The sequence below is a fragment of the Pedobacter puniceum genome (genome assembly GCF_009674685.1).
Classification (GTDB): domain Bacteria; phylum Bacteroidota; class Bacteroidia; order Sphingobacteriales; family Sphingobacteriaceae; genus Pseudopedobacter; species Pseudopedobacter puniceum.
The window spans coordinates 650,132-676,041 of record NZ_WKJI01000002.1; the positions used below are offsets into that span (position 1 = coordinate 650,132).

Below are 25,910 nucleotides of genomic sequence, written 5' to 3' on the forward strand. Positions count from 1 at the left end.
ATTTTTAATTATTGCTTACTTATAAACAAGGCAAATATCTCTTAGGATGAGATTGCTTTTATACCTTAAATAAGGGATATAGGCAGAGAAAATTCTCTTTATCACGCTACTAATTCTATAGTTTTTATCTATATTTAGGCATGACAATAGTTCAATTAGAATATATCGTTGCAGTTGATACTTACAGAAGTTTTGTAATGGCTGCTGAGAAATGCTTTGTAACCCAGCCCACTTTAAGTATGCAGGTTCAAAAGCTTGAAGAAACACTTGGCGTAAAGCTTTTTGATAGAACCAGACAACCCGTAGTCCCAACAGAAATTGGGGTTGAGGTAATTAACCAAGCTAGAAGAGTATTACAAGAGAGCTATAAAATAAATGAAGTTATTAACGAGCGTAAAGGAGAAATAAGCGGCGAGCTCAGAATTGGAGTTATACCAACCGTAGCACCTTATCTGCTGCCTAAAGTTATAGGTAGTTTTAGAGAAAAATATCCTAAAGTAAAATTGTCTATATCAGAACTTACCACAGAAACCATTATCCAACAGCTTAAAAACAACTTGTTAGACTGTGGTATACTGGCTACACCCTTAGATGAAAGTAGCTTAACAGAACGCCCCATCTATTATGAAAATTTTGTAAGTTATGTTTCTAAAACCAGCCCTGTTTATAAAAAGAAATCTTTACAAGCCGGAGATTTAGATATGGATGATTTATGGCTTTTAAACGAAGGCCATTGTATGCGTAACCAGGTTTTAAATATCTGTAAACATAAAAAAGCCAGTCTGCAAAACTTAGAATACAATACCGGCAGTATAGAAACTTTAATCAGGATGGTAGATTTAAATGATGGTATTACCATTCTGCCTGAGCTTTCTTTGCAACATTTTTCTGTTAAACAGTTAGATAAAATAAGGTATTTTAAAAGTCCAGAACCTAGTAGAGAAATCAGTATTGTAACCCATGCCAACTACATCAAAAAAAGAACGATTGATGCTTTAGAAGAAGAAATACTAGAAAGTGTACCTAAAAGAATGAAATCTAAAAAGAAGAAAGAGATTATCAATATCTAATAATTTCTTTTTCAACAGAACCAAATGGCTCAATTTTAGGTTATCTCTTTTGTATGAGTAAAAAACCGCTTTTAGAGTTTAACCAGTTTGGTATTTACTGCCAGCAAGGAGATTTTTACATCGACCCTTGGAAACCGGTTAACTATGCAGTGATTACCCATGCCCATAGCGACCATGCCCGTTGGGGTAATAAACACTATTTGGCTCACCATTTATCAAAAGAAATTTTAAAATATCGTTTAGGCGATATCTCTTTAGAAACTATTGCTTATAACCAAACCATCATCAGAAATGGGGTAAAAATATCACTTCATCCTGCTGGTCATATCATCGGCTCGGCACAAGTAAGGGTAGAATATGAAGGTGAAGTTTGGGTAGTTTCTGGAGATTATAAACTTGAAGATGACGGCATTTCTACACCTTTTGAACCTGTAAAATGCCATTCTTTTATATCAGAGTGTACCTTTGGGATGCCTGTTTACACTTGGAAACCACAAGAAGAAATTTTTAAGGGTATAAATGATTGGTGGCATCAAAATCATCAACAAGGAAAAACCTCCGTTTTGGTAGGCTACTCTTTAGGCAAGGCACAACGCATTCTTCAAAATCTAAACCTCGATATTGGAAAAGTTTACACCCACGGCGTCATCCAAAACACGCATGATGCTTTAATAAAAAATGGTATCTCCTTAAAAGAAACCTATAAAATTACTGCTAGCACTACTAAAGAAGAAATCAGAGGTAATTTGGTTTTATGTCCGCCTTCTGCTGTTGGCACTCCTTGGATGAAAAAATTAAATCCTTATTCTTTTGGCTATTGTTCTGGCTGGATGGCTATAAGAGGCGCAAAAAGAAGAAGGGCGGCAGATAGAGGCTTCGTATTATCAGACCATGCAGATTGGCATGGCCTTATTCAGGCTATAGAAGCTACATCCTGCGAAAGCGTTTACCTTACCCATGGTTATACGGCAAGTTTTAGCAGGTATTTAAGAGAAATTGGTTACGATGCGCATGAAGCCAACACTTTATACGGCGACGAAAGCTTAGAAGAAGAAAAAGGAGGTGAAGCATGAAAAATTTCGCTAACCTGTTCCTAGCTCTAGATGAAACCAACAAAACCAACGAGCGGATAAAAATCTTAAAAGAATACCTTTTACAGGTTTCTGATGACGATAAAATAAACATGCTGGCCCTATTTACTGGCAGAAAGCCAAAACGCCAAATTAATAGCACCCAGTTAAAAGACTGGGCTTTAGAACAAAGTAAAATCCCAGATTGGTTGTTTAGAGAAAGTTATGAGGTTGTGGGCGATTTAGCAGAAACCATCTCTTTATTGTTACCCTTACCAACACAGCATCAGGATAAAAGCCTAAGCCAATGGATTACAGAAATAAAAGACCTAAAAGATAAAACCGAGGAAGAAAAGAAAAACTGGCTATTAGCCGCTTGGGATACCATGGACCAACAAGAGAAATTTGTGTTCATTAAAATTCTTACTGGTGGCTTTAGAGTTGGCGTATCGCAAAATTTGGTGGTTAAGGCTTTGGCCGATATTGCTCAACTAGATACCGCAACCATCACCCACCGTATTATGGGTAATTGGAACCCTGATGAATTTACTTTTCAGCAACTGATAGCTGCCGAGGATGCCTCCACAGATAACTCTCGACCTTATCCATTTTTTCTGGCTTATCCCATACAAGAAACTTCAGACCTACAAAAAACAGCTTTAGAAATAGAAAGCAGCTTAGGCCCCATCTCCCAATGGCAAGTAGAATGGAAATGGGACGGTATCAGGGCACAAATTATTCACAGGAAAGATGAAATATTTATTTGGAGTAGAGGCGAGGATTTAGCTACTGATAAATTTCCAGAACTGCATCGTTTTATCCAAAACCTACCCGATGGAACAGTACTAGATGGCGAAATTTTAGCTTTTAAAAATAACCAACCTTTGCCTTTTAATATTTTACAAACTCGTATTGGGCGTAAAACCCTATCTAAAAAGTTGTTACAAGAAAACCCTGTTGCCTTTATTGCTTATGATATTTTAGAGCTTGAGGGTATTGATATCAGAAATAAAAGCCAAAGCGATAGAAGATTACTTTTAGAAAAGCTGCAAGAGGATAGCCTTCATCCAGAAATTTTCAGAATTTCTGAGCTGGTACATGCACAAAGTTGGGATGAACTAGCTTTTATAAGAGAACAATCTAGGGCTAAACTAGCCGAAGGTTTAATGCTAAAGAGAAAAGCTGCCAGCTACCAAGTGGGCAGAAAACGTGGCGATTGGTGGAAATGGAAAATAGACCCTTTAGCTATTGATGCTGTTTTAATTTATGCCCAAAAAGGGCATGGCCGCCGGGCCGATTTATATACCGATTATACTTTTGCCGTTTGGGATGGCGATAAACTGGTGCCTTTTGCCAAAGCATACTCCGGTTTAACCGATAAAGAAATTAACCAAGTAGACCACTTTATCAAAAAAAATACCTTAGAAAAATTTGGACCTGTTAGAACCGTTAAACCAGAACTTGTTTTTGAAATAGGTTTTGAGGGTATTAATAAATCTAGCCGACATAAATCTGGTGTAGCCTTACGTTTCCCAAGAATTTTACGCTGGCGTACAGATAAGAAAAAAGAGGAAGCAGATAGCTTGGAAAGTTTGATGCTTTTGTTGCCTAAAGAGGGGTAGGTATTTTGGCTTTCGCCGATAAGCGTATGTAAGATTTTTGTACCTTTAAACATGCATCCACAAAAAAAACTAAGCGAAGATTTTTCTAAAGCAATAGCACAACTTAATGAAAAACAGCTACAGGCTGTAGAGCAGTTAGAAGGCCCAGTTCTGGTAATTGCAGGCCCAGGGACAGGAAAAACACAAATTTTAGCTGCTCGTATAGGTAAAATTTTATTAGATACTGATGCCCAGCCTAATGAAATTTTATGCTTAACCTATACCGATGCTGGTGCGGTAAACATGCGTCAGCGTTTGTTTAAATTTATTGGCCCCGATGCTTACCGGGTAAACATATTTACTTTCCATGCTTTTTGTAATGAAATCATACAAGAAAATCTAGATTACTTCGGTAAGCTTAATTTAGAACCTTTATCAGATTTAGAATCGGCTTTACTTTTCAGAGAAATCATTGATGAATTACCTGCTAACCATATACTGAAAAGGTTTACTGGCGATATTTATTATGATGCCCCAAGGTTAAAAGACCTCTTTTCTACCATGAAACGAGAAAACTGGTCGGTGGACATTGTTATTGCAGCTATAGAAAATTATCTAGAAGATATTAAAACCCGTGATGAGTTTATCTATAAAAAAGCCAATGCCAAAGCAGGTATAAAAGTTGGCGATTTAAAGCAAAAGAAATACGATGATGCCGTAGAGAAAATGGATAAACTAAAAGCCGCTGTGATGCTTTACCCGGTTTATCTTCAAAAAATGGATAAAAAAAGCCGTTATGATTATGACGACATGATTTTATGGGTGATTAAGGCTTTTCAAGAAAATCCAGATTTACTGTTGCTTTATCAAGAGCGTTACCAGTATATTTTGGTTGATGAATATCAGGATACCAGCGGTTCGCAAAACCAATTATTAAAACAACTCATTAGCTATTGGGAAGTACCTAACGTTTTTGTCGTTGGTGATGATGATCAATCTATCTTCAGGTTTCAAGGTGCCAACCTCAAAAATATCTTAGATTTTGCTGGCGATTATGTAAGTAGCCTAAAAACCGTTGTTTTACTCAATAATTACCGGTCTACCCAGCACATTCTAGATATGTCTAGAAGCTTAATCGAGAATAATTTTATCCGTTTAACACGGGAGCTTAACTTAAATAAAGAGCTAAAATCATCACATCCAGATATCGCTGGTTTACAAGTTCGTCCACAGATTTTAAGTTTTGAAAACCCCGAGCAGGAAAGCGTTTGGATAGCTCATCAGATAGAATCACTCATCAAAAATGGCACAAAAGCTTCAGAAATAGCCGTTATTTATCGCAACCATAGCCAAGCAGAAGCTATGGTTACCTATTTAGATAAAAAGAAAATCGGTATCAATACCAAAAGAAAAATTGATATTCTTACACTACCTTTTACAGAGAAAATCATTACCATTCTTAGGTATTTATCTATGGAGCTAGACTCGTCTTATAGTGGCGATGAAAAGCTTTTTGAAATCTTACATTATGATTTTTTTAATATCCAACCTATTGATATCGCTAAAGCTAGTATAGCAGTTAATAAAGCCAATTTTAACGAAAAGGTTGATAAAACATCGCTACGCAGATATATTACAGAGCTTAGAGAGCCTAAGCAGCCCGGTTTGTTTGATGCCGTAGACCGCCCAGAAATGAAACGCTTAATTGAGGATATAGAATATCTGCTTAAAGCAGCTAGCAGCCTTACTTTACAGCAACTTTTTCAGGCTATCATCACCAAAATGGGTATTTTAACCTATATCATGAAACAGCCAGATAAAGGCTGGTACATGCAAATTCTAACCAATTTCTTCAATTTCTTAAAAGACGAGAACCGTAAAAACCCAGAGTTAAAGGTTGCCGAGTTTATAGAGCTGATTGATTTGATGAAGAAAAACAACATCAGTATAGCCTTTAACCAACATATATTCTCTGCAGAAGGTGTTAATTTCATGACCGCCCACGGCTCTAAAGGTTTAGAATTTGATTATGTTTTCTTATTAGGATGCAGCAAAAAAATATGGGATAGCAAAGGCCGTAACTTTGGTTTCTCTTACCCTGATACTTTATTTAAGGAAGGTGCATCATTTAGCGATGCTGAACAAGAAAATACAGAAGAATCTAGAAGGTTATTTTACGTAGCACTAACCAGAGCTAAACATTCTTTATTTGTAACCTATCCAAAACTTAATAGCAGCGGTAAAGAGCAAGAAGCGTCGCAATTTATAAGTGAAATCATCAGTACAGGCCATTATCAAGAGCATAAACAAGCAGTTGCAGAGGAAGAAATGATAGATTTTTATGCTACCCAATTTAGCGAGGCAGAAAAACCTCAGGTAACGTTAATTGATAAAAATTACATTGATTTACTGTTGCAAAATTACACCCTATCGGTAACGCATTTAAACAACTATTTGGCTTGCCCACTAAAATTCTATTTCCAGAATTTGATAAGAGTGCCATCAGGGAAAAGTCCGGCAGCAACTTTTGGGCAAGCGGTACACCATGCATTAAACAGGGCATTTATTAAAATGCATGAAAACAATGAAACCTTCTTAGCTACTGATGACTTTATGAATGATTTTTCTTGGTGGATGAACCGTAATAAAGACTCTTTCACCAGAGAAGATTTTAAGCTGAGGATGGAATATGGCTACAAAATATTACCAGATTACTACGAGCAAAATATCAGTAAATGGAATAAAGTTGTGGTAACCGAGCGTAAAATTAGAAATGTAGAGATTGAAGGTGTTCCTATTACCGGTAATCTGGATAAGATAGAATTTAACGGTAAAATGGTAAACGTGGTTGATTATAAAACTGGGAAATTCAAAAACGCAAAACCTAAATTTAATAAGCCATCAGAAGAAGAACCACATGGCGGCGATTATTGGCGACAAGCCGTATTTTATCGTATTTTAATTGATAACGATAGAACAAAAGATTGGCAGGTGGTAAGTACCGAGTTTGATTTTATTGAACCTATAAGTGATGGCGAATACCACAAAGAAAAGGTAATGATTGTGGCAGAAGATGTAGAAACCGTTAAAAATCAAATTACAAGCGTGTATTCAAAAATTTTAAATTATGAGTTTAATACCGGCTGTGGTAAAAAAGATTGCGAATGGTGCCATTTTGTAAGAAGCAACTTTAAACAAACCGATGGTGTTTTTGAACAAATACAAGCAGAAGACGCCGATATATAATTTTACAATAACAAAACAGCCACAAAATAAGAGATGTTTAATTTCACATAAATTTTAAAATACAGAAAACATGATGAAAAGAATTACCCTAGCCCTTGGGCTTTTATACTTGTCTTTCTCGGCAAGTGCACAAAGTGGTTTTTTACCTCAGCCAAGTACAACACAAACTGTTGAACAAGAATTTGGTTTAGGTAAAGTTAAATTAACATATGCCAGACCAAATGTTAAAGAACGTAAAGTTTTTGGCGCTTTGGTTCCTTATGGTAAAGTATGGCGTACAGGTGCAAACTCTGCTACTGTATTAACTTTTTCTGATGAGGTAAAATTAGCTGGTAAAACAGTACCGGCTGGTAGCTACGCTTTATTTACCATCCCTAGCGAAACAGAGTGGACTATCATTTTAAGTAAAACTACTGAGCAATGGGGTTCTTACGCCTATAAAGAAGCTGATGACTTTTTAAGAGTAAAAGTTAAACCTGCTAAAACTGCACAAAAAGTAGAAAGCTTTACCATACAATTTGCCAATGTACAAGCCGGTAGCATGGATTTACAATTGGTTTGGGATAATACTTTGGTAAGCGTTCCTTTTACTACAGATTTTGACACCAAAGCTATGGCTAACATAGATGCAGCTATGAAAGGCGATAAAAAACCTTATTTCCCAGCTGCAATCTACTACTACACTTATAATAAAGATTTAAAACAAGCTTTAGCTTGGGTTAATGAGGCAGAAAAAACAATGGGTAAAGCACCTTGGGTTAAATTATGGAAAGCTAAAATCCAATTAAAATTAGGAGATAAAAAAGCAGCACTTTTAACTGCAGAAGAAGGTGTTAAAATTGCAGAAGAGATAAAAAATGAAGAATATATCTCTTTAAACAAAGCATTTATTGCTGAGAATAAGTAATAAAACCTTATTTAACAAAAAAACCTGCTCAAAATGAGCAGGTTTTTTTGTTTTAAAACATTTTATACATTAAAATAATCATAAAAATCAAAATATTTTATACTAATAATGTTTTTATTAAAATATTTTATATATAATTACTTAATTTTTATAACATTTACAGTTATAAACTAAAAAAATTAAGGAAAATATAATTAAATTTTATGGTTTCAGCATCAGTTTTTAAAAACTACCCTTATATAGAGAAAATTTGGGACGAAATGTATAATAAAAATGAGGTAAGAACACCATATAAAAAATTATACAGCTTTTTACAGGATATGCCCGTTGCCGAGCTTACCCGCAAAGAAGAAATGGCAAGGCGCTTATTCATGAGCCAAGGTATTACCTTTACCGTTTATTCTAGCGGCGAAGGTGTAGAGCAAATTTTCCCTTTTGATGTTATTCCGCGTATTATAGATGCTGCCGAGTGGGCTTATATAGAAAAAGGTATCAAACAAAGACTTAAGGCTTTAAACTTATTTTTGAATGATGTTTATTCTAATCAGTTCATTTTAAAAGATAAGATTATTCCTATGGAGATGGTTTTCTCCTGCCCACACTACCTCAGAGAAATGCATAATTTACAAGTTCCTCATGAGCTTTTTGTTCATATAGCAGGTATAGATATTGTTCGCGATGCTGATGGTACTTTTTATGTTTTAGAAGATAACTTACGTACACCATCAGGTGTTTCATACATGCTAGAAAACAGAGAAATCACCAAAAGGATTTTTCCTGATATTATCCCTCAAAATTTGGTTCGCTCTGTTACACATTACCCTCAATTGCTGTATAAAAACCTAGCTGCATTATCGCCAAGGCATAATGCTAACCCCAATATCGTAATGCTTACACCAGGCATATATAACTCGGCTTATTTTGAGCACTCTACCCTAGCCCGTTTAATGGGTATAGAATTAGTAGAAGGGAAAGATTTGGTTGTAGATAATCACAGGGTTTTCATGAAAACAACCTCGGGTTTACAACGTGTTGATGTTATTTACCGTAGGGTTGATGATGAGTTTTTAGACCCTATAGTTTTTAATCCAGGAAGTTTACTAGGTGTAGCCGGCTTAATGTCTGCCTACCGTAAAGGCCATGTTGCTATAGTAAATGCTCCGGGTAATGGTGTTGCCGATGATAAAGCAACTTATATTCATGTCCCTGACATGATTAGGTACTATCTAAACGAAGAGCCTATCCTTAAAAATGTGCCTACCTACCATTTGTCTGATGTTGATGAAAGAAACCATGTTTTCAAAAACATAGAAAATATGGTAATTAAGAAAACTAACGAATCTGGCGGATACGGGATGATTATAGGTAATGCTGCTACACAGCAAGAATTAGAAAACTATAAAAAAGCAGTTTTACAAAACCCAAGACAATTTATAGCACAGCCTATTGTTAGCTTATCATCAGTACCTTGTTATATCAATGAGAAGCTACAACCCAGGAGGGTTGATTTAAGACCTTTTGCTTTATGTGGACCATCAGGGATAGATATTGTACCAGGTGGTTTAACCAGAGTTGCTTTAAAAGAAGGCTCTTTGGTAGTAAATTCTTCGCAAGGTGGTGGTAGTAAAGACACTTGGGTGTTAAATGTTTAAATCAATAAAAGCTAAATAAATATGTTAAGTAGAGTTGCCGATTCTTTGTATTGGATGTCTAGGTACATGGAGCGTTCTGATGGTATCTTGAGAATGTTAAGAATAAATTACGCCTACTCGCAAGATGGTAGTTCTGATTTTAGCTGGAGACCCGTATTAAAAATATTTAGTAACCTAGATGATGATACCATAGAAACTTTAAAATACAACGGAAGAGATGTTTTAAAATATATGGTTACAGATAAAAACAACCATAATTCTGTTATTAATATAGTAAGTAAAGCTAGAGAGAATGCCCGCTCTGTACAAGATAACGTAACTAAAGAGCTATGGCAATGCTTAAATGATTATTACCACATGATGCGTGAGGATAAACTAGCTGCTGCTTTATGTTTGGATGATCCTATTTCTGTTTTAGATAACCTGATTAAGCAAGGTATGTACTATTACGGCAGTACAGAAATTACTATGCCCCGCGGAGAAGGCTATTATTTCATGAACATGGGCAAGTTTTTAGAAAGAGCCATACAATCTGTAGATATTCTGGATGTTAAATTTAGAGAACTTGAATATTCTTTAGATGAGGCTACAGACCCTACTTATTGGAAATATCTTTTACTATCCATATCTGGGTATGAAATTTTCTTAAAAAGTTATCGCTCCTCATTAGAATCAAGAAATATAATTCATCAAATTGTCTGGAACGAGAATTTCCCGCGTTCTATCATTTACACCACAAAAAGATTGAAACAGTCTTTTGAGACTATTAAAGGCGACAAAAACAAAGAGAGTTATAAAACCATGAGTTATATGATTGGTAAGTTAAGCTGTAGCTTAGAATATTCTGATTTAAAAGACTTAGAAGCTATGGGATTAAAAGAATATTTAAAAAAGATAAAGGGAGAGCTTTTTGCTATCGGAGATGCTTTAAGTCATTATTATTTCGCTTTTAACTAATTGCTGTTGATAAATTAATTATAGAATATTTAAAAATTGATTCATTTTTAGCTCCACATTTCTAATAGCATGTCTAAATTTACGATAAAGCATATTACAACCTACAAATACGACCATCCGGTGCATGATAGTGCTAACCAGATTATGCTTTATCCTATTAAAGATGATTATCAAGAGGTTATTCAACATCAAATCAGTATCAGTAACGACCCTAAAGTAGAAACCTATACAGATTATTATGATAATACGGTAGGTACTTTTACCAATGTAGAGATGCATAACGAGTTGGTTATTGAGTCGTCAACCATTGTATTGGTAAAAAAGAAAGCCGCACCAGAGGCAAATATTTTCACTTCTGAACAATGGAAAATGCTTCATGAGCTTAAGTACCAAATCCCATACATCAACTTCTTAAAGCAAGAGCATTTTGAGGCCGAGGACGAGTTAAAAGCTATTATTAAACCCAATGAACAGTTTGCATTTTCTCCCGTAGAAGTGGCTAAGAAATATTGTACTTACGTTTTCGAGAATTTTAAATATATCAAAGGTATTACATCTGTAGAAACAACTGTAGATGAGATATGGAAGTTAAAATCAGGTGTTTGTCAAGATTTTGCTCATATTCTTTTAGTGATGTTACGTTATGTAAACATTCCAGCCCGTTATGTTAGTGGTTACATTTGCCCCAACAGAAACGGTATGCGTGGCGAGGGAGCAACCCATGCTTGGGTAGAAGCATATATTCCTGATTATGGTTGGCTAGGTTTAGACCCTACTAATAATTGTATTGTTGAAGAAAACCATGTAAGATTGGCCACAGGAAGAAATTTTATTGATGTTAGCCCCGTAAAAGGCACTTATAAAGGTACATCTCACCATACTTTAGAAGTAAAGGTTATTGTTTCTTATGAGAACGACCCCATCGTAAAAGAAGATGAATCTAAAGAAAACAGCATCAATAACATACAGTTTGATGGTAATTCTTATAGAAGATTTTTAGAGATGCAGCAGATGCAACAACAGTAAAGCTTAAGCAAACTGAATAAGTACTTGGTTTTTCTCTACTTTATCACCAGCTTTTATGAGGATAGATTTAACGGTAGCATCAGCAGGAGCCTTTAAGATATTTTCCATTTTCATAGCTTCCAAGACCAATAAATTATCGCCTTTTTTAATTTCATCACCAACCTGTACCATCACCTGTAGCACCAAGCCAGGCATAGGCGCTTTTAATTCTTTAACCGTATGCTGATTAAGCTTATCTAAGCCCATTTCTTTAAGTAAAATATCATATTGGTCGCTTACATCAAACCTGTAAACCTGAGCATTAACTTTAATCAAAACATACTTCTCTTCTTTATTAAGCTCTAGCAATTCGGCTTCAAAAGACTTATGTTTTTCTATAACATGAAAATGCTGGTTACCTAAATCACTAATATCTAAATCTATCAAGCCATCGTTTAGGTACAGCTTCCCCTCGCGTTCTTCAATTTTATAATTTTGATGTGCCGATTTTAAAGTATACATATCAATTGGTTAAAACATAATGCAATAAATTTACTCCCATTTTCAAAGCCTGCTCTCTACGCTCTTTGGTATCTTCTGGGTAGGTACCAAAATCTTCCCAACCATTACCTAAATCGCTTTCATAAGAATAAAAACAAACTACGCGACCTTTATAAATTAAAGCTAAACCTTGTGGCCTTTTATTATCATGCTCGTGTATTTTTGGTAAACCCTGCGGAAATTTAAATTTCTGATGATAAATAGGGTGTGATGGCGGTAACTCCTGAAAAGCAAGTTCTGGAAAAACTTTTTTCATTTGTACCCTGATGTATTTATCTAAACCATAGTTATCATCTATGTGTAAGAACCCGCCAGCTTTTAAATAGTTTCGTAAATTTTTAGCTTCAGCATCAGTAAAAGAAATATTACCATGCCCGGTAAGGTAAACAAAAGGATAATTAAAAAGCTCCTGACTGCCAACTTCTACCACAGCATCTTGCGGTGCAATTTTAGTAGAAAATAGGCTATTAAAGTAGGTTATTAAATTGGGTAAAGCTGTACGGTTGGCATACCAATCTCCACCACCGTTGTATTTTACTTTAGCGATTTTAAAGGAAGCATCATCAATTTTAAAAGCTGTGAGAAAAACTACAAAAAAAACCAAAAGCACCTTAAACCCTGTACTTCCTACTTTATACTTTATACTTTGTACTTTATACTTTGTAGTTTCTACTTTGTATCCTATCTGTTTAAATAATTGATTTCGAAGCATGCCTGTAATGCAGCGGTTTCTGTTCTAAGCCTGCTGTTTCCTAAAGTTATGGGAAGAAATCCACTTTGCAAAGCATTATTTATTTCTATTTCAGAGAAATCGCCCTCGGGACCTATTAAGATGGTATAAGATTGATGTTGGCTAAAAGAATTTTTTATTTCTTGTTTATCATGAGGTAGGCAATGTGCTATGTATTTAAAATCAGTATCGGCTTTTGATATAAATTTTTGGATGGCAATAGGCTCATTAATTCTTGGGCTATAAGCTTTTAAAGATTGCTTCATAGCCGCTACAACAACCTTCTCCAGCCTTTCTGTTTTAACTTCTTTTCTTTCAGAGCGTTCGCAAATAATAGGAGTAATTTCATCAATACCTATTTCTGTTGCTTTTTCTAAAAACCACTCCAACCTATCCATATTTTTAGTTGGCGCAATAGCAATATGTAGGTGATGATTTCTTTTCTGATATTCTAATTGTGCATCTAAAACCTGAAGAACGGTTCTTTTAGGATGGTCATCTAAAATTTCGGCTACAAAAAGTCCACCTTTACCATCTACCAAATGAACAAGATCTTTTTTCTGTAAGCGCAAAACCCTTGAGCAATGCTTACTCTCTTCCTCACTTAAAGTATATTGAGTGCTTTCAATATCAGGAGTATAGAAAATATGCATCTTGATTAATGGTTATTTACGGCTTGATCTTCTGATAGTAAAAGCTCTAATTTAACAGCTTCTATATTTTGACCAACCTTTTTCAAGATGGTGAAATTGTACCCATTAAATTCTTTGGTTTCTCCTACTTCTGGTATTTTCTCAAAGATTTCACTTACTAATCCAACAATGGTATCGTAATCTTCATCCTCAGGTAAATCGTGAGGTAAAAACTCGTTAACATCATAAACTGTGGCAGATGCTGTTACGATAAATTCTGTTTCAGAAACTTTCTCTACAATAGGTTTTTCTTCATCATACTCATCCTGAATTTCGCCTACCAGTTCTTCCACAATATCTTCTAAGGTTACCATACCGGCAGTGCCACCAAATTCGTCTAAAACAATAGCAATCTGAATTCTTTTCAGTTTCAGTTCTGCCATTAAATCGTTTATTTTTTTAGACTCTGGAACAAATAAAGGCTTTCTTAGAATGTCTTGCAGGTTAAAGCTTTCTTTTCTTACCACTAAAGACAAAATATCCTTAGCGTGTACAATGCCTATAATCTTATCGATAGTATCATCATAAACAGGAACACGAGAATAACCTTCTGATATGATAATGTTTAAAACTTCTTCTGGTGTTGCAGTTATTTCTATAGCAGAAATTTTGGTTCTAGGGACCATAATGTTTTTAACCACACGTTCATTAAAATCAAAAACATTTTTAATCAACTCATGCTCGGCTTTATCTAAAGCACCAGACTCTTTACCTTGATCTAATAAATATTGCAACTCTTCTGATGAGTGTATAGACTCATGTGCATTAGTAGTATTAATGCCTAGCAATCTTAAAATAACATTAGCAAATCCATTTAAAACATATATAAAGGGTTTGAAAACCAAGTAGAAAAACTGTAATGGCAATGCAATAGCCATAGTGGTATTTACTGGTCTTTGTATGGCTAGGGTTTTAGGCGCTAACTCGCCAAAAACAATATGTAAAATGGTAATGATTAAAAAGGCTAAAATATGCCCCAAGTTTGTAGCAACAGCCTCAGAAATAGGGAAAGAAAAAAAGCCCAACGTTTTAAGTACAATGTTAGACATTACTTCCTCGCCAACCCAACCTAAACCTAATGATGCTAGGGTAATACCTAGCTGGGTAGCGGCAAGGTAGCCGTCTAAGTGCGAAGTCATGTGTTTCGCAATACCTGCTACCCTGCTGCCTGTTTTAGCTTTAATCTCTATTTGTGAACCCCTAACTTTAACTATTGCAAACTCTGCTGCAACAAAAAATCCATTTAGTAAAACTAAAAACAGGGTCAGAAAAATCTGAAAACCGCTTATTTCAAAATCGGGGTCCATAAAGATTATTTATTAAATGTTTTTTTATAAAGTTCTATACTTTCTTCTATCACTTTATAAGCATATCTCTTACCAAGAAGGTGCTCTATGGTTACATTCTTTTCTTCTAAGGCTTTATAATCTTGGAAGAAACGAACAATTTCTTTCATGGTATGTGGAGGCAGCTCAGATAAATCGTTAATATAATTAACAGACATATCGTTTTTAGCCACCGCGATAATTTTATCGTCTTGCTCGCCATTATCTACCATGTGCATCACACCCACAACTTTGGCTTCTATAATAGACATCGGATATACATCAGCAGAGCAAAGAACTAAAATATCAAGCGGATCATGGTCATCGCAATAAGTTTGAGGGATGAATCCGTAGTTTGCAGGATACATTACAGATGAAAAAAGAATACGGTCTAACTTTAATAAACCAGAGTCTTTATCTATTTCGTACTTCGCTTTAGAACCTTTAGGAATCTCTATAATTGCTGTAACTGTATTAGGTGAATCCTCTCCTGGAGGGATTGAGTGCCACGGATGATTATCGGCCATTAAGTTTAAAATTTATATGTATCTATTTGTTAAAACTCTTTTTAAAAAACGTTGTGATTAATGGTATTGTAGTAATTACAATAAATCCTAATATGATATAGGATAAATATTGGTTTACTTCTTTCTCAAATTTCATTCCCAAGAAATAGCCTAATAAGGTTAAAGAAGTTATCCAAAAAAACGCACCTAAAATATTGTAAAAAGCAAACTTTTTAAAATCAAGTTTCACAATACCTGCAAAAATGGGGGCAAATGTTCTTACAATAGGTACAAATCTTCCAATAATTAAAGTAAAGGCACCTTGTTTCTTATAATATTCTTCTGCCGCTACCAAATACTTCTTCTTAAAAAAGAAAGAGTCTTTGCGCTTGTATAAAACAGGCCCTGTACGGTAACCAAACCAGTATCCAACAAAATTACCCGCTATTGCTGCTGCTATTAATCCAACAATCATGGTAGTAATACCTACATCCAATTTTTGGGTTGCTACAAACATACCTGCAAGAAAAAGTAAGTAATCTCCTGGTAAGAAAAATCCAAAGAAAAGACCCGTCTCTGCAAATACTACAAACATGATGAGGTAGAAGCCACCTTTATGTATGATTTGCTGAGCGTCTGCCAGATTTGTTAAATATTCCCAATATTCATGCATAGTCTTGCCATAAAACTACAAATATTATTGCAGTATAGCTATGGCATTAAAATAAATTAGTGATGAAACCTGGATAAATACCTAAAACAAGTGTTATAATTAAACTTATGCCTAAAACTAAGTTGAAGTAAGCTGGTGTAGCAATTTGCTTTGTTTGGTTGTCTTTAAAATACATTGCAACAATAACTTTGAAGTAGTAGAATACACCAATAATAGCATTAACTACAGCTATAGCAACTAACCAAGTATGATATTGAGTTAAAGCTGCATTAAAAACAAAGAACTTTCCTATAAATCCGGCTGTTAAAGGTATACCAGCAAAAGATAACATAGCTACTGTTAAAGTAAAAGCTAAGAAAGGATTAGATTTTGCTAATCCATTAAAATCTTCGAAATTCTCACCACCTGTTTTAGCCTTTACTAACATCAATACCGCAAAAGCTGTAATAGATGATACTGCATAAGCAGCTGCATACATAAAAATAGCGTTTGTTGATGCTGCACCCAAAGCAACAATGGCAAAAAGCATATAGCCAGCATGAGAGATACTAGAGAAAGCTAGCATCCTTTTAAAGTTGCTTTGATAAAGTGCTGTGATATTACCTACAAATAAGGTTAAAATTGTAATTACCAATAAGGTTGGCATCCAAAAGTCTTGTAGCGGAGCAAAACAAATGCTAAATAATCTTAAAAATGCTGCAAAACCTGCAATTTTAACTACTGTAGACATGAAAGCCGTGATTAATGTTGGTGCGCCCTCGTAAACATCTGGTGTCCAGAAATGGAAAGGTGCTGCACCTACTTTAAAGCATAAGCCTACAATCATTAAAACTAAACCAACATAAAAAATAGGATCAATTCCTGTAGGGCGGTCTATCACATACTGTGCTATAACAGCTAAATCAAAAGATTTTGAAGCGCCATATATTAAAGCAATGCCAAATAATAAGAAACCTGTAGAGAAAGCTCCCATCAAGAAATATTTTAACGCAGCTTCATTAGAAGCAAAGTCTTTTCTTTTAATACCAGCGAGGATGTATAAACTTACCGACATAATCTCTAAGCCAACAAATAGCATAGATAGGTTATGGTAAGATACCATCACAATGATACCGCTTAAAGCAAATAATATCAGAGTATAATATTCTGCTACGTTATCACTGATTTTTTCAAAATAGTTTTTTGATAATAAGAAAACCAAAATAGTAGTGATGATACAGATAGACGAGAAAGCTACAGCAAAATTATCAAAATGCATCATACCGCTAAAAATAGGGGCTGCATTAGAATTCCACTCCATGATAGCTAATGCCAAAGCAGCAACAAGACCTAACACACTTATCGGTAATAAAGCTTGTTTTGCTTTAAATAATCCTAAATAAAGAACTACTATGGCTAATATAGATATTACTATTAAAGTACTCATTCCTATGATTAAAATGCTAATTTACTATTTACCTGATTCATCAGATTTTCTACTGAAGCTTCTGAAATATGAAGAAGTGCTTGAGGGTAAACGCCAATTACAATAATTAAAAGGCAAACCACTGCTAACACTAAAAATTCTGAACCGTTAATGTCTTTAAAAGATGCTGTCCTTTCATTGGTTTCTCCTTGCATTACGGCTTTATACATTCTCAACATGTAAACCGCACCAAAAATGATGGTTAAACCTGCAATAGCTGCATACCAAATATTAAACTGATAAACACCATGAAGCAATAAAAACTCACCAATAAAACCATTGGTTAATGGTAAAGCTACAGTACCCAATACCACAATTAAAAATGCTATGGCAAATTTAGGTGCCACTTTAGCAATACCGCCCATAGTAGCAATTTCCCTGGTTTTTAATCTATCAATAAGAATATCGGCAATTAAAAACATTCCTACTACATTGATACCGTGATTAACCATTTGTATCATGGCACCTTGTAAGCCTTGTATATTCCAAACAAAAATACCTGCTGCAATTAAACCTACGTGGCCAATAGATGAATATGCAATTAAGCGTTTTACGTCTTTTTGTGTAAAGGCGATAATAGAGGCGTAAACAATTCCTATAATAGATAATATCAAAGCTAAATGCCCCCACGTTAAAAAACCCAAAGGAGTAACTGGTATTAACCATCTGATAACACCATAAATACCCATCTTCAACATGATACCTGATAGTAACATAGTTCCTGTTGTAGGTGCTTCTGTATAAGTATCTGGCTGCCAAGTATGAAAAGGGAAAATTGGCATTTTGATAGCAAAAGCTAAGAAGAAGCACCAAAATAACCAACCTTGTGTTGTTGCATCTAAGTTTAAGTTATAAAAAGATGCTATCGAGAAAGAGTTATCTGCTGTTTGTAAATGCAGGTAAATGATACCCAAAAGCATAAACAAAGAACCAGCAATGGTGTAAACAAAAAACTTCATGTTTACTTTTATCCTATTCTCGCCACCCCATAATGCACAAATAAAATAAATTGGTATTAAGGCAACTTCCCATCCTACATAAAATAAAAATGCATCTGTTGCTGTAAACACCAATAATAAGCCAAACTGCATAAACAGGGTTAATGCATAAAAAGATGCTTGGCTAATACTTCTTCCAAAACTTGAAAGTATAATTAAAGGAAATAGGCCAGTGGTTAAAAGCACTAAAGGCATACTGATACCATCTATAGCAACTGCAAAATTAATTCCTAGTGCCGGAATCCATGGATAGTTAACCACAAATTGGCTGCTTGCATCTGGAACAAAATCTCCTAGCAAAAGCAAAGCAAAAGCTAAAGTTACCAAAGAGCTTATGAAAGCCGATTGTTTAGCAAACTTGCTATTTAGCAGGGTTACAAGCGCCCCCACCAAGGGGAAGAAAAGTAATAATAATAAGTTCATCTATCTGTAATCGCTAAGCTCAAATAATTATAAAACTGTAAACTAATACGGCAACAATACCTATTACCATTGCAAAAATGTAGAAACCAACATTTCCGGTTTGTAAAAGCCTTAATGTTTTACTTGCTTCTATTGATACTTTACCTAAACCGTTTACTAAACCATCTATACCAGATTTATCTACCACTTTAAAGAAAAATGTAGATAAAATGTCTAGAGGTTTTTGTATGATAGCTGTATAAAGCTCGTCTAAATACAATTTATTGTAAGATAATTTATTAATACCAGATTGTAGTTCTTCTTCTTTTGGTACATATCCTTTACTTACATATTTAACATAAGCAATGATGATAGAGATGATGACACCACCAACAGAAAGCCCCATCAACATATATTCTGTTGCGTGTTCTAAACTTAATGCTGGTAAAATATTGTTTGAAGCTGCTAGAACTGGGCCTAAGTATTCATTTAACCAATGATGCCCACCTAGTGCGTGAGGAACCCCCATAAAACCACCAACCATTGATAAAATAGCTAGAACAATTAGTGGGAAAGTCATTGATACTGGCGACTCATGTAAATGGTGTTTTTGATCTTCAGTGCCACGGAAGTTACCCCAAAAGGTTAAAAACATCATCCTGAACATATAAGCAGCAGTTAAGAAAGCGCCAAATAAACCTATAATCCATAATAGTTTATTATGCTCATATACATGTGCTAAAATTTCATCTTTAGAGAAGAAGCCTGCAAAAGGCGGTAAACCAGCAATGGCAATAGTCCCAATTAACATGGTTAAAAAGGTAACAGGAAGTTTTTTACGTAAACCGCCCATGTTACGCATATCTTGTTCATTACTCATAGCATGAATAACAGAACCAGCGCCTAAGAATAATAAAGCTTTAAAGAAAGCATGTGTTAATACATGGAAAAATGCACCAGTAAAAGCACCAACACCTAAACCTAAGAACATATAACCCAACTGTGAAACGGTTGAATATGCCAATACTTTTTTAATATCAGTTTGTGTTAAAGCGATAAATGCAGCTACCACAGCTGTTAATAAACCTACAACCGCAATGATGTCTAATGTTACCGGAGATAAAGCAAATAAGATGTTAGATCTAGCAATCATGTAAATACCAGCAGTTACCATGGTTGCTGCGTGTATTAAAGCAGAAACTGGCGTTGGACCTGCCATCGCGTCTGGTAACCAGGTAAACAATGGCAATTGTGCTGATTTACCAGTTGCTCCTATGAATAGCAATATGGTAATCAAAATTAGGGTAGCATCGCCAGATACCATTCCTGCTGCTTTAGGGAAAATTTCAGTAAAGCTTACACTTCCAAAAGTGCTGATGATTAAGAATACACCTAGTAAGAAACCTAAATCTCCAATACGGTTCATGATAAAAGCTTTCTTAGCTGCATCAGCGTAAGCGCCATTAGAATACCAGAAACCAATTAATAGGTAAGAACATAAACCTACACCTTCCCAGCCAATAAACATGATAACATAGTTTGACCCCATTACTAACAATAGCATGAAGAATACAAACAGATTTAAATAAGCGAAAAACTTACCGAAACCAGCATCATGGCTCATATAACCGGCTGAGTAAATATGTATCAAAGAACCTATTCCCGTGATAATCAGCAACATCATGATGCTTAACTGATCTATCTGAAAAGCGAAAGGAATACTTAATGAACCAACATTTATCCAATCAAAAAGATGAATAACTTGTGGTTGCGCTGCATCAAAAGTTAAAAATATACTTAAACTGATAGCAAAAGAACCTATTACTGCTAAACTGGCAATAGTACCAATTAAAGGCTTAGGTAAAATGTTTCTACCCAATCCGTTTATTAAGAAACCTATAAAAGGCAACAAAGGAATTAACCAAACTAAATCTATCATCCTTATTATATAATTACCACTTTAACCTATTAAGAATATTAATATCTATAGAGCTGGTGTTACGATATACCATTACTATAATTGCCAAGCCTACCGCAACTTCTGCAGCAGCTAGGGCCATAATAAAGAAAACGAATACTTGCCCTGATGCATCGCCACTGTATGATGAAAATGCTGCCAATAATAAGTTTACGGCATTTAGCATTAATTCTACCGACATGAAGATGATAATCGCATTTCTTCTAACCAATACACCTATCACACCTATGGTGAAGATAATGGCACTTAATAAAATATAATGATTAAGTGGAACTGCTTGAATGGTTGATGTTATATTTTCCATTATGCGGTTTTGTTATCTCTTTTAGCTAATAATACTGCTCCTACCATTGCTGCTAACAATAAGATAGAGCTTAACTCGAACGGAAGCAAGAAATCACTGAATAACACTTTACCCAAATTTTCTACTAAACCAATTCCGGTATTATCCATTGCTGTAGTACTTGCTGATGATAAAGTTTTCATTGAACCTACCAAAGTTACCAATAAACAACCTCCAGCGATAGCACCAACTACCTTTAGTAAGGTAGATTTCATCGGTTCTGTATCTTTGTTTAAGTTCATCAACATCAAAACAAAAAGGAATAATACCATAATTGCTCCCATGTAAACAATAAAATTCACCACAGCTAAAAATTGGGCATTTAAAATAATGTAGTGAATGGTAAAGGTGAAGAAAGTTGCTATCAAATATAAAACGCTGTGAACCGGATTTTTAGTAAAAATCACGAGCAAAGCGAAAATTATAGACAGAAACGCAACAACGTAAAATAAACTCATTTGTTTATGATTGTAATTTGCCTTTAAAATGGGGCAAAGGTAAAATTTTTGATTTAATTATATCATTAAATACCGCTTATCTAGAAATGGCTTTCTCTGCCTCCATCTCTTTAAGTGGTTTTTCTACTAATTTATCTTTACCGTATATAAAATCTTTACGTAAATAATCTGAAGGCACAATTGGTCCATCTAAATAGATAGCCTCTTTAGGGCAAGCCTCTTCACACAAACCGCAAAAAATACAACGTAGCATATTAATTTCATAAACTGCCGCGTATTTTTCTTCTCTGTAAAGATGTTCTTCTCCTTTTTCTCTCTCTGCAGAAATCATGGTTATAGCTTCTGCAGGGCAAGATAAAGCACATAAGCCACAAGCAGTACAACGCTCTCTACCATGCTCATCTCTTTTTAAAGAATGCATACCTCTCCAGTTTTCAGAAAACTCTCTCTGCTGTTCTGGATAATGTATTGTCTCTTTTTTCTTAAACATATGACTAAAAGTAATAGCCATACCTTTGAAAATTGCTGGAAGGTACATACGCTCCCAAAAATTCATTGGCTTTTGTTCTAATACTTTTTTTCTACCACTTAATGATTCCATGAATCCTCCATTAATCCCTTAAAGGGTATTAAATCTTATAGTTTATTAAATAAATCAAATCCTACAATTACAATTGCTGTAATTACAATATTGGCTATGGCAAGCGGAATTAACACTTTCCATCCTAAATCCATTAGCTGATCATAACGGAAACGCGGTACTGTCCAACGCACCCACATGAAGAAGAAAATGAAAGCTATGATTTTAAAGAACATAACGCCAACACCAATCAAAGGACCCCAGGTTGGGCCTAAAGCTTGGTTAACAGCATCCATACCTGGATAGTTATATCCACCAAAATATAAAACTGCCATCACTACAGAAGACACAAACATATTGATGTATTCTGCAAACATATAGGCTCCCATTTTGAAAGCTGAATATTCTGTTTGGTAACCTCCAATTAATTCTGTCTCACACTCTGGCAAGTCAAAAGGTACACGGTTGGTTTCTGCAAAAGCACAAATCAAGAATATTAAAAAGCCTAGAGGTTGATAAAGAACATTCCAGTGCCAGCCATGTTGTTGTGCTGCAATTTCTTTAAATGAAAGTGTGTTAGTAACCATTAAAAGTGCAATGATTGAAAGTCCCATCGCAATTTCATAGCTGATATTTTGTGATGCACCACGTATAGCCCCCATTAATGAGTACTTATTGTTAGATGCCCATCCGCCAATCATGATACCATAAACCCCTAAAGAAACAATACCAAAAATGTATAAAATACCAACATTAATATCGGTTACTTGTAAAGGCACAACTCTACCAAATATTTCTATACTTTGGCCAAAAGGAATAACTGCAGTACCTAAAAATGATACTAAAAGCGCTAAAGATGGTCCTGCAATAAATAAATATTTATTAGCTCCGTTAGGGATAATCTCTTCTTTGAAGAACATTTTACCACCATCAGCCAAAGGTTGTAATAATCCAAATGGTCCGGCTCTGTTTGGCCCAACTCTGTCTTGTAACCAGGCAGCAACTTTACGCTCTGCCCAAGTAGAATAAGCCGCAATAGTTAACGTTAGTACAAACAATACTAAAACTAAAGCCGTCTTCTCTATAAAAAATTCTAGTTCCATTAAAATTTAGTTGCTCTTTCGAATTGTTCCTTATTTGCTTGCATCAACTCCGGATTTTTCTTAATTACCGGTAATGGTTGTAAAGTATCGTAATGGTTTGCATTAATAACTGATTGTCTTGACACCTGTCTTGGCCCTTCAATTACCCAATCGTTTGTACTTTTCTTATCAAAACGACAAGTATTACAGATAAAATCTTCTACCTCGCCATAAACATCTTTCCTTGCTGTAACTCTTAATACCTCTTCGCCCTTATACCATAAGGTAACTTTACCAGAACAAGTAGGGCAATCTCTATGTGCTTCTACAGGTTTTGTAAACCAAACCCTATTTTTAAAACGGAAAGTTTTGTCTGTTAAAGCACCTACAGGGCAAACATCAATCACGTTACCAGAGAAATCATTGTCAATAGCTTTCTCTATATAAGTAGAAATTTCTGCATGGTCTCCTCTACCTAATACTCCGTGAACACGGTTATTGGTAATTTGGTCTGCTGTAAACACGCAACGGTAGCATAAAATACAACGGTTCATGTGTAGTTGAATTTTATCGCCAATATCTACACGGTCAAAAGTTCTTCTGTCAAACTCATAACGCGTAGTAGCCGCACCGTGTTCGTAGCTTAAATCTTGTAGATGACATTCACCAGCTTGATCGCAGATAGGGCAATCCAAAGGGTGGTTTATCAATAGCATTTCTACCACACCTTTTCTGGCTTCAATTACTTCTGGTGAAGTAATATTTTGCACCTCCATACCATCCATTACAGTGGTTCTGCAACTTGCTACCAGCTTAGGCATGGGTCTAGGGTCTTTTTCAGAACCTTTACTCACCTTAACCAAACAAGTACGGCATTTACCACCGCTACCCTCTAGTTTAGAGTAATAACACATTGCCGGAGGCACTATATCTCCACCTATCTGCCTTGCAGCATTTAGGATAGAGGTTCTTGGCTCTACTTCAACGGGAATTCCGTCTATCGTAACTTTAATTTTATCAGACAATTTTAAAAATTTAAAATGTTCAATTAAATCTATTTTTCTTTTTGGGCGTGTCCCTTTTAGGGCCGGGCTTTCCGCTGTATCTTTTTTATCTTATCCTTCGACTCCGCTCAGGATGACAAAAAAAGGATGCCGCTTCAATCCCTCACGCAAACCTATCTCTTTAAAAAAACCTACACTTAAAAAAGTGTAATCGTTTCTTAAACTTCTTCTGCTATTTTTATAGGATCAGCATAATGGGCTAATCCATAATTTCTTTCTAAAGCTAATTTTGGCTCTTTAACATGCCATTCAAACTCATCCCTAAAATGACGAATAGCACTAGCCACCGGCCATGCCGCTGCATCACCCAATGGGCAAATGGTATTTCCTTCTATCTTTTTAGATACATCTACTAAAAGGTCTATATCACTCATTTTACCATGACCGTACTCTAAACGATGTAGAACTTTCTCCATCCAACCTGTACCTTCACGGCAAGGAGAACATTGTCCGCAAGACTCATGGTGATAGAAACGACTAAAGTTCCAAGTATTTCTTACAATACATTGGTCTTCATCTAAAACTACAAAACCACCAGAACCCAACATGGTTCCTGTAGCAAAACCACCTTCTGATAAAGACTCGTAAGACATTAAACGTTTATCGCCATTAGCTAAATTTAAGATTAAGTTAGCAGGCAAGATAGGTACTGATGAACCACCAGCAACAACTGCTTTTAACCTCTTACCGTTAGCTATGCCTCCGCAATACTCATCAGAATAAATAAAATCTTCTACAGATAAGCCTAACTCAATTTCATAAACACCCGGCTTATTGATATTACCCGATGCAGAAATTAATTTAGTACCTGTTGATCTGCCAATACCAATTTTAGCGTATTCCTCACCACCTTCATTCACAATAGGCACTGTAGCTGCAATAGACTCAACGTTATTTACAACCGTTGGGCAACCATATAAACCCGCAATTGCCGGAAAAGGAGGTTTAATTCTTGGGTTTCCTCTTTTACCTTCTAAAGATTCTAAAAGTGCAGTTTCCTCACCACAAATGTAAGCACCACCACCTGGTTGTACGTAAATCTCTAAATCGTAACCAGAACCTAATATATTTTTACCTAAGTAACCCGCTGCTTTTGCTTCTGCAATTGCTTTCTCTAAGATTCTTATTTGCGGCATCATTTCGCCACGTACGTAAATATAACTGGTGTTTGCACCTAGAGCGTAACTACCAACTATCATCCCCTCAATTAAAGCATGAGGAATATGTGTCATCAGATACCTATCCTTAAAAGTACCAGGTTCTGATTCATCAGCATTACAAACCAAATAACGAGGCACACCTTCTGGCTTAGCCAAAAAGCTCCATTTCATCCCGGTAGGGAAACCTGCTCCTCCACGTCCACGTAATCCCGATTTCTTAACCTCTTCTACCACATCGTCTGAAGACATGGTTTTAAGGGCTTTTTCTACCGCTCTGTACCCGCCCTTTTCTTTATAAACCTGAAAAGTATTGATACCAGGTACGTTAATATGCTCAAGTAATAGTTTACGACCCATATTTTTTAGCTATGAGATGTGAGTATTG

At 35.4% G+C, this 25,910-nt stretch carries 23 protein-coding genes; 8 read left to right on the top strand and 15 right to left on the bottom strand.

Annotated elements, in window-relative coordinates; all coding sequences use genetic code 11:
• Positions 1–140: 140 nt before the first annotated feature.
• The 8 genes from GJJ64_RS09455 to GJJ64_RS09490 all read left to right on the top strand — a co-directional run bounded on the left by GJJ64_RS09455 (position 141) and on the right by GJJ64_RS09490 (position 11,529).
• Positions 141–1,070, top strand: a complete 930-nt coding sequence (locus GJJ64_RS09455) for a hydrogen peroxide-inducible genes activator (RefSeq protein ID WP_154287550.1) — start codon at positions 141–143, stop codon at positions 1,068–1,070.
• A 53-nt stretch (positions 1,071–1,123) separates the two neighbouring features.
• Positions 1,124–2,143, top strand: coding sequence for a ligase-associated DNA damage response exonuclease (locus GJJ64_RS09460; RefSeq protein WP_154287551.1), 1,020 nt, complete (start codon positions 1,124–1,126; stop codon positions 2,141–2,143).
• Positions 2,140–3,762, top strand: a complete 1,623-nt coding sequence (locus GJJ64_RS09465; RefSeq protein ID WP_154287552.1) for an ATP-dependent DNA ligase — start codon at positions 2,140–2,142, stop codon at positions 3,760–3,762. Before GJJ64_RS09460 ends, GJJ64_RS09465 begins: the two co-directional genes overlap by 4 nt.
• Positions 3,763–3,813: 51 nt before the next feature.
• On the top strand, positions 3,814–6,987 hold the full coding sequence (locus GJJ64_RS09470; protein ID WP_154287553.1) for an ATP-dependent helicase: 3,174 nt from the start codon (positions 3,814–3,816) through the stop codon (positions 6,985–6,987).
• 70 nt (positions 6,988–7,057) lie between these two features.
• Positions 7,058–7,894, top strand: a complete 837-nt coding sequence (locus tag GJJ64_RS09475) for a DUF2911 domain-containing protein (protein ID WP_229655505.1) — start codon at positions 7,058–7,060, stop codon at positions 7,892–7,894.
• A gap of 203 nt (positions 7,895–8,097) precedes the next feature.
• Complete coding sequence (locus GJJ64_RS09480) at positions 8,098–9,546, top strand: circularly permuted type 2 ATP-grasp protein (RefSeq protein WP_154287554.1); 1,449 nt, start codon at positions 8,098–8,100, stop codon at positions 9,544–9,546.
• 21 nt (positions 9,547–9,567) lie between these two features.
• Positions 9,568–10,503, top strand: coding sequence for an alpha-E domain-containing protein (locus GJJ64_RS09485; RefSeq protein WP_154287555.1), 936 nt, complete (start codon positions 9,568–9,570; stop codon positions 10,501–10,503).
• 69 nt (positions 10,504–10,572) lie between these two features.
• Positions 10,573–11,529 carry a transglutaminase family protein gene (locus tag GJJ64_RS09490; protein WP_154287556.1) on the top strand — a complete coding sequence of 319 codons (957 nt, stop codon included), beginning with the start codon at positions 10,573–10,575 and terminating at the stop codon, positions 11,527–11,529.
• A 3-nt stretch (positions 11,530–11,532) separates the two neighbouring features.
• Here the strand turns inward: GJJ64_RS09490 and GJJ64_RS09495 are convergent, their stop codons facing one another.
• The 15 genes from GJJ64_RS09495 to nuoF form a co-directional block, all read right to left on the bottom strand.
• Positions 11,533–12,030: an acetyl-CoA carboxylase biotin carboxyl carrier protein subunit gene (locus GJJ64_RS09495; RefSeq protein ID WP_154287557.1), complete on the bottom strand. Its 498-nt coding sequence runs from the start codon at positions 12,028–12,030 to the stop codon at positions 11,533–11,535.
• 1 nt (position 12,031) lies between these two features.
• Complete coding sequence (locus tag GJJ64_RS09500) at positions 12,032–12,781, bottom strand: DUF4159 domain-containing protein (protein ID WP_154287558.1); 750 nt, start codon at positions 12,779–12,781, stop codon at positions 12,032–12,034.
• The gene (locus tag GJJ64_RS09505) at positions 12,751–13,452 is read right to left on the bottom strand and encodes a 16S rRNA (uracil(1498)-N(3))-methyltransferase (protein ID WP_154287559.1); all 702 of its coding nucleotides are present in this window, start codon (positions 13,450–13,452) and stop codon (positions 12,751–12,753) included. The genes GJJ64_RS09500 and GJJ64_RS09505 overlap by 31 nt, the downstream gene beginning before the upstream one ends.
• A 5-nt stretch (positions 13,453–13,457) precedes the next feature.
• Complete coding sequence (locus tag GJJ64_RS09510) at positions 13,458–14,798, bottom strand: hemolysin family protein (RefSeq protein ID WP_154287560.1); 1,341 nt, start codon at positions 14,796–14,798, stop codon at positions 13,458–13,460.
• A gap of 5 nt (positions 14,799–14,803) precedes the next feature.
• Positions 14,804–15,343: an inorganic diphosphatase gene (locus GJJ64_RS09515; RefSeq protein ID WP_026902747.1), complete on the bottom strand. Its 540-nt coding sequence runs from the start codon at positions 15,341–15,343 to the stop codon at positions 14,804–14,806.
• A 22-nt stretch (positions 15,344–15,365) separates the two neighbouring features.
• The gene (locus GJJ64_RS09520; protein ID WP_154287561.1) at positions 15,366–15,995 is read right to left on the bottom strand and encodes a DedA family protein; all 630 of its coding nucleotides are present in this window, start codon (positions 15,993–15,995) and stop codon (positions 15,366–15,368) included.
• 46 nt (positions 15,996–16,041) lie between these two features.
• Positions 16,042–17,421 (bottom strand): NADH-quinone oxidoreductase subunit N, encoded by a 1,380-nt coding sequence (locus GJJ64_RS09525; protein WP_154287562.1) that lies wholly within the window; start codon positions 17,419–17,421, stop codon positions 16,042–16,044.
• An 8-nt stretch (positions 17,422–17,429) separates the two neighbouring features.
• On the bottom strand, positions 17,430–18,881 hold the full coding sequence (locus GJJ64_RS09530; RefSeq protein WP_154287563.1) for a complex I subunit 4 family protein: 1,452 nt from the start codon (positions 18,879–18,881) through the stop codon (positions 17,430–17,432).
• Positions 18,882–18,900: 19 nt separating this feature from the next.
• Positions 18,901–20,799: an NADH-quinone oxidoreductase subunit L gene (nuoL, locus tag GJJ64_RS09535; protein ID WP_154287564.1), complete on the bottom strand. Its 1,899-nt coding sequence runs from the start codon at positions 20,797–20,799 to the stop codon at positions 18,901–18,903.
• 13 nt (positions 20,800–20,812) lie between these two features.
• Positions 20,813–21,142, bottom strand: a complete 330-nt coding sequence (nuoK, locus tag GJJ64_RS09540; RefSeq protein WP_026902752.1) for an NADH-quinone oxidoreductase subunit NuoK — start codon at positions 21,140–21,142, stop codon at positions 20,813–20,815.
• Entirely contained in the window at positions 21,142–21,639 is a 498-nt protein-coding gene (locus GJJ64_RS09545; protein ID WP_154287565.1) for an NADH-quinone oxidoreductase subunit J family protein, read from the bottom strand. Before GJJ64_RS09545 ends, nuoK begins: the two co-directional genes overlap by 1 nt.
• Before the next feature lie 76 nt (positions 21,640–21,715).
• Positions 21,716–22,240, bottom strand: coding sequence for a NuoI/complex I 23 kDa subunit family protein (locus GJJ64_RS09550; RefSeq protein ID WP_154287566.1), 525 nt, complete (start codon positions 22,238–22,240; stop codon positions 21,716–21,718).
• Positions 22,241–22,275: 35 nt separating this feature from the next.
• Positions 22,276–23,322, bottom strand: a complete 1,047-nt coding sequence (gene nuoH / locus GJJ64_RS09555) for an NADH-quinone oxidoreductase subunit NuoH (RefSeq protein ID WP_154287567.1) — start codon at positions 23,320–23,322, stop codon at positions 22,276–22,278.
• Positions 23,322–24,326 (bottom strand): 2Fe-2S iron-sulfur cluster-binding protein, encoded by a 1,005-nt coding sequence (locus tag GJJ64_RS09560; RefSeq protein WP_154287568.1) that lies wholly within the window; start codon positions 24,324–24,326, stop codon positions 23,322–23,324. Before GJJ64_RS09560 ends, nuoH begins: the two co-directional genes overlap by 1 nt.
• Positions 24,327–24,523: 197 nt before the next feature.
• Positions 24,524–25,882, bottom strand: coding sequence for an NADH-quinone oxidoreductase subunit NuoF (gene nuoF / locus GJJ64_RS09565; protein ID WP_154287569.1), 1,359 nt, complete (start codon positions 25,880–25,882; stop codon positions 24,524–24,526).
• Between the last annotated feature and the right edge of the window lie 28 nt (positions 25,883–25,910).